At 67.6% G+C, this 10,059-nt stretch carries 9 protein-coding genes; 5 read left to right on the top strand and 4 right to left on the bottom strand.

Annotation, left to right across the window (positions count from 1 at the left end; translation table 11 throughout):
* Positions 1-86: 86 nt before the first annotated feature.
* On the bottom strand, positions 87-929 hold the full coding sequence (gene panB, locus ABD301_RS06895; RefSeq protein ID WP_163570215.1) for a 3-methyl-2-oxobutanoate hydroxymethyltransferase: 843 nt from the start codon (positions 927-929) through the stop codon (positions 87-89).
* Between the two features lie 184 nt (positions 930-1,113).
* On the opposite strand from panB, the gene ABD301_RS06890 reads away from it, so the two are divergent.
* Positions 1,114-1,683 (top strand): Uma2 family endonuclease, encoded by a 570-nt coding sequence (locus ABD301_RS06890; protein WP_163570295.1) that lies wholly within the window; start codon positions 1,114-1,116, stop codon positions 1,681-1,683.
* Positions 1,684-1,707: 24 nt separating this feature from the next.
* On the opposite strand, the gene ABD301_RS06885 is transcribed toward ABD301_RS06890, so the two are convergent.
* Entirely contained in the window at positions 1,708-2,919 is a 1,212-nt protein-coding gene (locus ABD301_RS06885; RefSeq protein WP_163570217.1) for an MFS transporter, read from the bottom strand.
* Between the two features lie 182 nt (positions 2,920-3,101).
* Here ABD301_RS06885 and ABD301_RS06880 point away from each other — a divergent pair, with 182 nt between their 5' ends.
* Positions 3,102-3,686, top strand: coding sequence for a Uma2 family endonuclease (locus ABD301_RS06880; protein ID WP_163570219.1), 585 nt, complete (start codon positions 3,102-3,104; stop codon positions 3,684-3,686).
* Between the two features lie 191 nt (positions 3,687-3,877).
* On the opposite strand, the gene ABD301_RS06875 is transcribed toward ABD301_RS06880, so the two are convergent.
* Positions 3,878-4,927, bottom strand: a complete 1,050-nt coding sequence (locus ABD301_RS06875) for a D-cysteine desulfhydrase family protein (protein ID WP_344308188.1) — start codon at positions 4,925-4,927, stop codon at positions 3,878-3,880.
* 74 nt (positions 4,928-5,001) lie between these two features.
* On the opposite strand from ABD301_RS06875, the gene ABD301_RS06870 reads away from it, so the two are divergent.
* Complete coding sequence (locus tag ABD301_RS06870) at positions 5,002-5,901, top strand: LysR family transcriptional regulator (protein ID WP_344308186.1); 900 nt, start codon at positions 5,002-5,004, stop codon at positions 5,899-5,901.
* A gap of 88 nt (positions 5,902-5,989) precedes the next feature.
* Here ABD301_RS06870 and ABD301_RS06865 read toward each other — a convergent pair whose 3' ends face one another.
* Entirely contained in the window at positions 5,990-7,756 is a 1,767-nt protein-coding gene (locus ABD301_RS06865; protein WP_344308184.1) for an NAD+ synthase, read from the bottom strand.
* A gap of 184 nt (positions 7,757-7,940) precedes the next feature.
* Between ABD301_RS06865 and ABD301_RS06860 the strand changes: the two genes are divergently transcribed.
* Both ABD301_RS06860 and ABD301_RS06855 read left to right on the top strand, forming a co-directional pair.
* A complete protein-coding gene (locus ABD301_RS06860; protein ID WP_163570181.1) occupies positions 7,941-8,495 on the top strand; it encodes a hypothetical protein in 555 nt (184 codons plus the stop codon).
* A gap of 132 nt (positions 8,496-8,627) precedes the next feature.
* Entirely contained in the window at positions 8,628-9,980 is a 1,353-nt protein-coding gene (locus ABD301_RS06855) for a glutamine synthetase family protein (RefSeq protein ID WP_344308588.1), read from the top strand.
* The last annotated feature ends 79 nt before the right edge of the window (positions 9,981-10,059 follow it).

Here is a 10,059-nt window from a genome sequence, read left to right as displayed (position 1 = left end):
CGTCGAGTGCGGGATAAAGTCCCGCACTCGACGAGGGACCCCGTTGCGGGGAGCCACTCCAGTTGGGTGGGGATTACCGAGAGTGGCTATTCGAAGGAGTGGGCGTCGGTGGGGAACTGGCCCGTACGTACCTCGTCGGCGTAGTGCGCGACGGCGTCGTTCAGGACCGTACGCATGTCGGCGTACTGCTTGACGAACCGCGGCAGCTTTCCGCCGCGCAGGCCGGCCATGTCCTGCCAGACCAGCACCTGCGCGTCGCAGTTCGGGCCCGCGCCGATGCCGACCGTCGGAATCCGTAGCTCGCCGGTGATCCGCTTGGCCACCTCGGACGGCACCATTTCCAGGACGACCGCGAAGGCGCCGGCTTCGGCCAGGCAGATCGCGTCGTGCACCAGCCGGTCGCCGTCGCTGCCACGGCCTTGTACGCGGTAGCCGCCGAGGGTGTGCTCGTGCTGCGGGGTGAAGCCGATGTGCGCCATCACCGGGATGCCGGCTCCGGTCAGTGCCTCCACCTGCGGCGCTACCCGTCGGCCGCCCTCCAGCTTGACGGCCTGCGCGCCGGCTTTCATGAACCTCACCGCCGTGCCCAGTGCCTGCTCGGCGGACGCCTCGAACGAGCCGAACGGCAGGTCGGCGATGACCAGCGCCCGCTGGGTGCTTCGTACGACCGCTCTGACCAGCGGCAACAGGTCGTCGACGGTGACCGGAAGAGTGGTGTCGTAGCCGAACACGTTGTTCGACGCCGAGTCGCCGACCAGCAGTACGGGGATGCCGGCCTCGTCGAAGATGATCGCCGTGTACTGGTCGTAGCTGGTCAGCATCGGCCAGCGCTCGCCGTGCTCCTTGGCCGTGTGCAGGTCGCGAATGCGTACCCGCCGATGGACCGCGCCGCCGTACAGGCTGGGTTCGGTGGATGGATTCTGAGCCATCGCAGTCTCCTTTGGAGTGTGCCTCGAAGCGCGGATATCCCGCGTCCCCGGGTTAGTGACCAGCGTGGCACGCCGGCGTCGCGGCCGCGCTGAGAAACATTTCACAGCAAGCGGTGCGGCGCATTTCTGTCAGTGCCGGCTGGTCGACTTCCTCTCGGCGAGGAAGGAGTGCACCATGGGCGTCATGACTGCGGAAGCTTTCACCGGCTTGACCTCGGGCCGCGCCTTCACGGTGCGCGACCTGGAGGCGATGCCGGATGACGGCCACCGGTACGAACTCATCGACGGGACGCTCATCGTGAGCCCCGCGCCGGGTTGGCGGCACCAAACGGTCGCCGGTGAGCTGTTTGTCGTCCTCCGGGCGGCGCGCCCGGACGGGTTCGTGGTGGTGGCCGCGCCCTTCGCGGTCCAGCCGTCGGATTCGACCGAGTTGCAGCCTGATGTGCTGGTCGGTCGTTTTGACGACTTCACCGAGAAGAATTTGCCAGTGGCGCCGCTGCTGGTGGTCGAGGTGCTGTCGCCCAGCACGGCACTGAACGATCTCAACTACAAGAAGGCCGCGTATGCGCGAATGGGCGTCGCCTCCTATTGGGTCATCGACCCGGTCTCGGTGACGCTGACCGTTTTCGAGCTGACCAGCGAAGGTGCGTACGAGTTGCTGGCCAAGGTCAGTGGGGATGAGATTTTCCAGGCGGACAAGCCATATCCGGTGACGGTGGTGCCACGCGCGTTGCTCGGCCAGTTGGCCGACTGACCCGGGAACTCGCGCGGCCGTCACCTATTGACGGACCGGTTCCTTGACAGTTGTGCCGCCTACGGTCGACACGGCGATCGCCGCGAACAGCGCGATCGCGGCGAAGATGTAGAAACCCCACGGATAGGCGATGCCCGCGGTGAGCAGCGCGCCGCCGATCAGCGGACCACAGATCGCGCCGATCCGGCCGACGCCGGCGGTCCAGCCGAGACCGGTCGCGCGGGCGTGCGAGGGATAGGTACGGGTGACGTACGCGTAAACCAGGACCTGCGCGCTGAACACGAAGCCGCCGGCGAGGAAAACCGCGATGTAGAGGCCGACCGCCGGGATGTTGACGCTCAGCAGCGCGAGGAAAACCGCGCCGACGGCGAACCAACTGATGGTCGAGCGGCTGATGCCGATCCGGTCGGCGACATAGCCGGCAACCAGAAGCCCGATGACGCCACCGAAGTTGAGGGTCAGCAGCAGACCCAGCGCGGCGCCGAGTTCGTAGCCGGCCTGACGCATGATTTCCGGCAGCCAGGTATTCAGCCCGTACACCAAAATCAGGCCCAGGAAGGACGTGACCCAGAACGCGATCGTCCGCCAGACCAGCTTGCCGGAGAACAGTGTGGCGATCGCGGCTCGCAGGGTCGGCTTCGCCTCGGCCGTGACCGGCGAGTCAGGCAGGTAGCGGATCATCAGCGGCACCAGCACAAGGCAGGGCAGGGCGCCGAAAACGAAGAGCGCCTGCCAGCCGAGCGTCTTGATGAACAGGATGCCCAGCAGTGCCGTCGCCATCGCGCCGACGTGATAGCCGGTCATGATCACCGTCGTTGCGGTGCTTGCCTTGCCGGTACGCGCGTAATGCTCAGAAGTCAGCGTGATAGCGGTGGGCAGGCAGCCGCCAAGGCCGATCCCGGCGAGCAGCCGCAACAGTCCGAAGATCGGTGCCGACGGCGCGAAAGCGCACAGCAGCGTAAAAGTCGAGAAGGTGATCACCGAAATGATCACCGCGCGACGCCGCCCGATCAGATCGGTGACCGTACCGATCAGCATCGCGCCAAACGTCATCCCGACCAGCCCCACCGTCGAGATCAGTGTCGCGGTCGCTGGCGTGAGGCCCCAGATATGGCCGGCCAGCAGCACCGGCAGCACCGTGCCGAGCACCACCAGGTCGAACCCGTCGAGCAACACCGCCGTCCAACACAGCGGCAGCACCCATCCTCGTCTGGTGGTCGTTTCGGTAGCGCTCATCGAGTCTCCCAGCATGTCGATGTTCGCATGGCGAACAGAAATTCGCTATGTGAACAGACTCTAGCGGCCCCGCCTGGGTCGCAGAAGAGGGGAACGGCTGTGAGTCCTGCTCGCTGGAAGGTGCGGCGCGTTTCTGTCGCACCGGGCTGGTCGACTTCCTCTTGACAGGGAAGGAGGGCACGATGGTGGTCATGACACAAGAGGCTTTCACCGGCTCGACCTCGGGACGCCCTTTCGCGGTGCGTGACTTGGAGGCAATGCCGGCTGATGGTCATCGGTACGAGCTCATTGACGGGATGCTCATGGTGAGCCCCGCGCCAGGCAGGCGGCATCAGAAGATCATCGGCAAGCTGTACGGCCTCCTGGAAGCGGCCTGCCCGCCGGAGTGCGACGTGGTGGTCGGGCCTTTCGCGGTCCAGCCGTCGTATTCGACCGAGTTGCAGCCTGACGTGCTGGTCGGTCGTTTTGACGACTTCACCGAGAAGAACTTGCCAGTGGCACCGCTGCTGGCGGTCGAGGTGCTGTCGCCGAGCACAGCTCTGAACGACCTGAACACAAAGAAGGCGGCATATGCCCGGATGGGCGTGACCTCCTACTGGGTGGTCAATCCGACCCCCATCGAGCTGACAGTTTTCAAGCTGACCAGCGAAGGTGCGTACGAATTGGTGGCCAAGATCAGCGGGGATGAGACGTTTTCAACGGACCGGCCATATCCGGTGACGGTGGTGCCGCGTGCGCTGCTCGGGCGGCTCGCCGACCAGCCGTAGGCGTGACTTCGTCGTTGGACTGGTGCAGAACGTCGCCTTTCCGCTGCCCATCCCGGTGATCTGCCAGCTGGTGGGCGAAGTCGCTGGCGATCACTGTTCGCACGGCTCCCGGGTGTGCGGCTGGCGGTAACCGAATCCGAGGATGCCCGGCGCCCGTCCATGCCGATGCGTGGACCTGTCGCCGTCCCTGGTCACGTGGGACTAGCGGTTGGCGGGAGCGGCTGCAGCCCGTCGCGCCAAAGCTGGTCGGCGTAACCGTGGATGGCGGGCGAGCCGCCCAGGTGCAGGACAAGGACGCGCCGGCCGAGCGTCGGGCCGGCGGCCAGGTCGATCAGGCCGCGGATCGTACGACCCTCGTAGACCGGGTCGGCGACCAGGCCTTCGGTGGTGGCGAAGAGTCGGACGGCGGCGAGGACGGCGTCGCTGGCCACGCCGTATGGCGATTCGTCCGCGACCACGATCTCGACCCGCTCCGGACCAATCCTGTTTGGCAGGCCGAGTTCGGCGAGGGTCGCGTTGGCCAGCCGTAGGACGCGTTCGCGCTTGCGCGTCTGGTGGCCGTCATCGGAGACGCCGATGACCCGCGTGTCGGCGTCCAGCGCGGCAAACCCGGCGAGCAGGCCTGCCTGCGTGCCACTGCTTCCCGTGCAGTGCAGCACGGTGTCGAACTCCACTCCCCACTCGGCGCTTTGAATGGCGATCTCGGAGGCGCAGAGCACATAGCCGAGGCCGCCGAGCGGGTGATCCGAGCCGCCCCGGGGAATGACGTACGGCCGGCGGCCCTGCGCGCGCAGATGATCGGCGAGCGCCTCGAGCTGCCCGTGCTCACCGAGGCCCCGGACGGTTTCGTCGAGGTAGAGCTCAGCGCCGAGCAGTTCGCTGAGCAGCGGGTTCCCGGCCGCCCGATAGGCCTTGCCCGGCTCCGCTGTCCAGCCGTTGTGCAGCAGCGCGCAGTGCAGCCCGGTCCGGGCGGCGGCCGCGGCGGTCTGCCGGGTGTGGTTGGACTGGATGGCGCCGACCGTCACCAGCGTGTCGGCGCCCTGCGCGATCGCGTCGCCGACCAGGAACTCCAGCTTGCGGGTCTTGTTGCCGCCGCCGGCGAGGCCGGTCAGGTCGTCCCGTTTGATCCAGAGCTCCGGGCCGCCGAGCCGTCCGGACAATCGCTTGAGCGGGTGCATCGGGGTCGGAAGGATGGCCAGTCTGGCCCGGTTTTTGCCGGACACCAAGAAATCGAGCAGCATCCGACCAGCATCACCGCGGCCTCTTCGGTACGTCCAGTGAAACTCGGCGTGCCCCGGCGTAAGATCTGCTAACGATGTTGGATCTGCGACGGGTGCGCGTGCTGTGCGAGCTCAGCCGTTGCGGCACCATCGCGGCCACCGCCCGGGTTCTGGGCTTCACGCCGTCGGCGGTGTCGCAGCAGCTGTCAGCCCTGGAACGGGAGACCGGCGTCCAGCTGCTGGAACGCGACGGCCGCCGGGTGTTGCTGACGCCGGCGGCACGGGCATTGGTGGAGCGCGGCCAACGAATCGTCGACGACCTCGACGCGGCCGCCGCGGAGCTGCACGCGGCGCGTACGACGGTCGAGGGCGAGGTCCGGGTCGGCGCCTTCCCGTCCGCCGCTACCGCGCTGGTCGTGCCGGCCGGTCAGGTGATCGCGAAGCGGTTCCCGGCGGTCAGCCTCGGCATCCTGGAGACGGACCCGGCGGACGGCCTGCGGCTGCTGCGTTCCGGAGCGCTCGACATTCTGGTCACGTACGAGTACGACCTGCTGACGCCGCTGTCCGACGGCGGCACGATCTCGGTCCACCTCCTCGACGACCCGGTCGTGGTCGCGTTGCCGGCCGGCCATCGACTGGCCGCCGCGGAGTCGATCGCCATCGCGGACCTGTCCGGCGAGAGGTGGATCGCGGGTCTGGTGGGCACCGCTTTCGGCCTGCTCGTCCAGCGCGCCTGCCGGGCCGCCGGCTTCGAGCCGCTGATCGCCCACCGGGCTCGCGAATTCAGGGTCCAGGAAGCACTCGCCAGCGCCGGCCTCGGCATCGCCCTGCTGCCGAACCTCGGTCGTACGACCGATCCGCCGGGTGTCCGGTTCGTCGCGCTGCGCCCGCCGATCTTCCGAAAGGTGCACGTCACCTTCCGGCGCGGCTCCGACCAGCGCCCAGCGGTGGCTGTCACCCTCCGCGAGCTGACTCGCGCGAGCGCAGGACACTAAGTCGATCCCCTGGAGAAAACCCAGATCCCTTACGCCCAGCTGGCGAACTCGACGTTTGCGCTGGCGAAGGCCGCGGTCCCGTAGGCATTCAGCCGTGTTCGCGCCAGCCGTTGGTCATCGGGAGGCGGCGGTCGCGGCCGAAGGCCTTTCCGGTGATTTTTGGCCCAGGGGCGGACTGCCGGCGCTTGTATTCGGCGAGGTCGACCGAGCGTACGACCCGGTCGACGATCGCCGGGTCGTGGCCGGCCGCCAGCAGGTCGGCGCGGCCCAGGTCGCCGTCGACGTAGCCGGACAGGATCGCGTCCAGTTGTTCGTACGGGGGCAGCGAATCGGTGTCCAGCTGGCCGGGCCGCAGCTCGGCGGACGGCGGTTTGCTGATCGCGTTTTCCGGGATCGGCGGGGTTTGGCCACGGCGGACGGCTTCTTCGTTGCGCCAGCGGGAAAGTCGCCACACCGTTGTCTTCAGTACGTCCTTGATCGGGTTGAAGCCGCCGCATGAATCGCCGTAGAGGGTGGAATAACCCATCGCCAGCTCACTCTTGTTGCCAGTGGTCAGCACGAGATGGCCTTCGGAATTGGACAGTCCCATCAGGACGATCGCGCCGCGCAACCTGGCCTGCAGGTTCTCCTCGGCGAGGCCGGTGAAACCGAGTTCGCCGTTGATGGCCTCGACGAAGCCGGCGATCGGCACGATCCGAAAGTCCAGCCCGATCCGCTTGGCCAGGTCGGCCGCGTCGCTTTGCGAATGGTCCGAGGAGTATTTGGTCGGCATCGAGACGCCGACCACGTTCGCGGGCCCGATCGCGTCGGCCGCGATCGCCGCCACGATGCTGGAGTCGATGCCGCCGGACAGCCCCAACACCACCGAGCGGAAGCCGTTTTTCTTGATGTAGTCCTGAAGTCCGAGCACCAGCGCCGACCACACCTCGCCGTCGGCGGACAGTCGCTCAGCCACCCGTACGAGCGCGGGCGACGTGATCGGCGGCACGGCCGGCAGCTCCAGCCGGAGCCGCTCGACGGCCATTGCGGCCAGCTCACCATCCACAGTGGACCTCGCCGGCTCGAGATCGAGATCGACCACGAGCAGCTCTTCGGCGAACTGCGCGGCCCGCGCCAGCAGCTCGCCATGGGCGTCCACGACCAGCGAGTCACCGTCGAAGACCAGCTCGTCCTGCCCACCGAGGATGTTCACGTACGCCAGCGGGGCACCGGCCTCGCGGGCCCGTCGCTGGCAGAGCTCCAGCCGGCCGTCGCTCTTGGTCTGCTCGTACGGCGACGCGTTGATGCTCAGCACCAGGTTGACGCCGGCCTCGCCGGCGGCGGTGACCGGGCCACCGGTGGCCCACATGTCCTCGCAGATGACGATCGCGAGGTCGACATCGCCGTCCGGCAGCCCCAACCGGATGATCGGCAGCCGGTCACCGCGGTTGAAATACCGGTCTTCGTCGAAGACGCCGTAGTTTGGCAAGTAGTGCTTGAAATACTTGGTGACGACCTGGCCGTCGTAAAGCAGTGCGGCGGCGTTGCGGGGGCCGCCGCCGGTGCCGTCGTCCGGGCCGCGGGTCAGCGGCCCGTCCAGGTCGTAGTAGCCGGTGACGACCGCGATCTCGCCGAGCCCTTCGGCCCGCAGTCGGGTGGCAAGCCGGGCCAGCTCGGCGCGGCTCGCGTCCGCGAAGGAATCCCGGTAGAGCAGGTCCTCGGCGGGATAGCCGGTCAGGAACATCTCGCCGACCGCGACGATCCCGGCGCCGGCCGCGTGCGCGCGCCGGGCCGCGTCGAGGACGAGGTTCGCGTTGCCGGCGATGTCGCCGACCACCGGGTCGAGCTGGGCCAGGGCCACACGCAGCTTGGGCATAGCCATATTCTCCAGGTTGCCGGCCGAACCGCACCGCGGGTGTGGCCGACGTGACGCTCGTCCGTACGGCCGCCCGTTCAGGCAGCGGTTGGTCATGACGGGGTAAAAGGTCCGCCTTTGGTGGCATGGGCATGTCACTATTTCGACACCGGCCACCCGCGGCATTTCTAAGAAGGCGAAGAACATGAGTCAACCTGGCTACCCACCAGCCGACCAGCCGTACGGGCAACAGCAACCGCAGGACGCACCCCCGGTGCCACCGGCGTACGGACAGCAGCCCAGTTATGACCCCCAGCAGGCGTACGGTCAGCAGCCGCAGCAGGGCTACGGCCAGCCCCAACCCGGATATGGCCAGCCCCAGCAGGGCTACGGCCAGCCCCAGCAGGGCTACCAGCAGCCCCCACAACAGGGCTACCAGCAGCCCGCGCCGCAGGGCTACGGCCAGCAGCCGTTCCAGGGCCAGCCGCAGTACGGCGCCCAGCCGTTCGGCGGCCCGTCTCCGTACCAGCCGCAGCGCCAGGCCGGCTTCATGGGCTGGGTCTCGTCGCTGCCGCCGTGGCTGTTCTACGTGGCGCCGATCGTCCTGATCATCTTCGGTGTCATCCTCACCGTCGTCGTACGAGTGGTCAGCCAGGACAACCCGATCGCCCTGATCTTCCTGTTCCCGGTGCTGATCGCCCTCTGGGTGTTTCGGATCGGCATGCGGATCATTCGTGGGGGCAACCGCTTTCGCCGGTGAGACACGCCGTGTCGGCCGCCCCTGTAACGAGCCCGAAACACGTCGGCGGCACACTCTGCCCTGTTGGATAGTTGTCTGAACGGGACAGAGTGAGCCGCGGGCCGGTTGACGGCGTCGACAGGGGGATAGATGGTGGACCGCCAGCAGGAGTTCGTGTTGCGAACCCTGGAAGAGCGCGACATCCGGTTCGTCCGGCTCTGGTTCACCGACATCCTCGGCACCCTCAAGTCGGTGTCGGTGGCGCCGGCCGAGCTGGAGTCCGCGTTCGAGGAGGGCATCGGCTTCGACGGGTCCGCGATCGAGGGCTTCGCCCGGGTGTACGAGTCCGACATGGTCGCCATGCCAGACCCGTCCAGCTTCCAGGTCTTCCCGTTCGAGGGCGGGCTGCACGGCGAGAGCGCGCGGATGTTCTGCGACATCAAGATGCCGGACGGGTCGCCTTCCTGGGCTGACCCGCGGCACGTGCTCCGGCGCGCGCTGGACCGGGCCTCGGAAAAGGGTTTCAGCTTCTACACCCACCCCGAGATCGAGTTCTATCTGATGGACGAGGTGCCGGCGGACGGCTCGCCGCCCATCCCGGTGGACAGCGGCGGCTATTTCGACCACACCACCCACTCGGCCGCCCGCGACTTTCGCCGGCAGGCCGTGTTGGCGCTGGAACGGATCGGCATCTCGGTGGAGTTCAGCCACCACGAGGTCGCGCCCGGCCAGCAGGAGATCGATCTGCGATATGCGGACGCGCTCGCGACCGCCGACAACGTGATGACCTTCCGGCATGTGGTGAAGGAGGTCGCGCTGTCGCAGGGCGTCTACGCGACCTTCATGCCCAAGCCGTTCTCGGACCAGCCCGGCTCCGGCATGCACACCCATCTTTCGCTGTTCACCGGCGAAAACAACGCGTTCCACGACCCGACCGACGGGATGAAGCTGTCGACGGTCGGCCGCCAGTTCATCGCCGGCCTGCTGGTGCACGCGCGGGAGTTCACCGCGGTCACTAACCAGTGGGTCAACTCGTACAAGCGCCTCTTCGGCGCTCCGCTGGACGGTCGCATCACTGAGTCGCCGGCGTACGTCTGCTGGGGCCACCTGAACAGGTCCGCGCTGGTCAGGGTGCCCGCGTACGGGAAAGCGAACTCGGCCCGCGTCGAGGTCCGCTCGATTGACTCCGCCTGCAACCCGTATCTGACCTTCGCGGTGCTGCTGGCCGCGGGCCTCCGCGGCATCGAAAAGGGTTATGAGCTGCCAGCTGGCGCCGAGGACGACGTGTCGGCGCTGACCGAGGCCGAGCGGCGGGCGATGGGTTTCACCGACCTCCCGCACAATCTGTCCGACGCGCTGCGGGTGATGGAGACCAGCGAGCTGATCGCCGAGACGCTCGGCGAGCACGTTTTCGACTTCTTCCTGAAGAACAAGCGCGCCGAGTGGGAAGACTTCCGCAGCCAGGTCACCCCGTACGAGCGAATGCGCTACCTGCCCTCGCTCTAGACGTTCGCGGCCGGTGGGTTCAACGAACCCCATTGCGGTCTACGCGTTCGACCCCCTAGCGTGGCAGCAACATCACGGG

The sequence above is a fragment of the Fodinicola feengrottensis genome (genome assembly GCF_039530045.1).
Taxonomy (GTDB): Bacteria; Actinomycetota; Actinomycetes; order Mycobacteriales; family HKI-0501; genus Fodinicola; species Fodinicola feengrottensis.
The sequence above is the reverse complement of the archived record's forward strand: the minus strand, read 5'-3'. Positions and strand labels throughout refer to the sequence as shown.

Excerpts from the sequence above, each read along its gene's own strand:
- panB (WP_163570215.1), bottom strand. The coding sequence starts at position 929 with ATGGCTCAGAATCCATCCACCGAACCCAGCCTGTACGGCGGCGCGGTC.
- ABD301_RS06890 (WP_163570295.1), top strand. The coding sequence starts at position 1,114 with ATGACTGCGGAAGCTTTCACCGGCTTGACCTCGGGCCGCGCCTTCACG.
- ABD301_RS06885 (WP_163570217.1), bottom strand. The coding sequence starts at position 2,919 with ATGAGCGCTACCGAAACGACCACCAGACGAGGATGGGTGCTGCCGCTG.
- ABD301_RS06880 (WP_163570219.1), top strand. The coding sequence starts at position 3,102 with ATGGTGGTCATGACACAAGAGGCTTTCACCGGCTCGACCTCGGGACGC.
- ABD301_RS06875 (WP_344308188.1), bottom strand. The coding sequence starts at position 4,927 with ATGCTGCTCGATTTCTTGGTGTCCGGCAAAAACCGGGCCAGACTGGCC.
- ABD301_RS06870 (WP_344308186.1), top strand. The coding sequence starts at position 5,002 with ATGTTGGATCTGCGACGGGTGCGCGTGCTGTGCGAGCTCAGCCGTTGC.
- ABD301_RS06865 (WP_344308184.1), bottom strand. The coding sequence starts at position 7,756 with ATGCCCAAGCTGCGTGTGGCCCTGGCCCAGCTCGACCCGGTGGTCGGC.
- ABD301_RS06860 (WP_163570181.1), top strand. The coding sequence starts at position 7,941 with ATGAGTCAACCTGGCTACCCACCAGCCGACCAGCCGTACGGGCAACAG.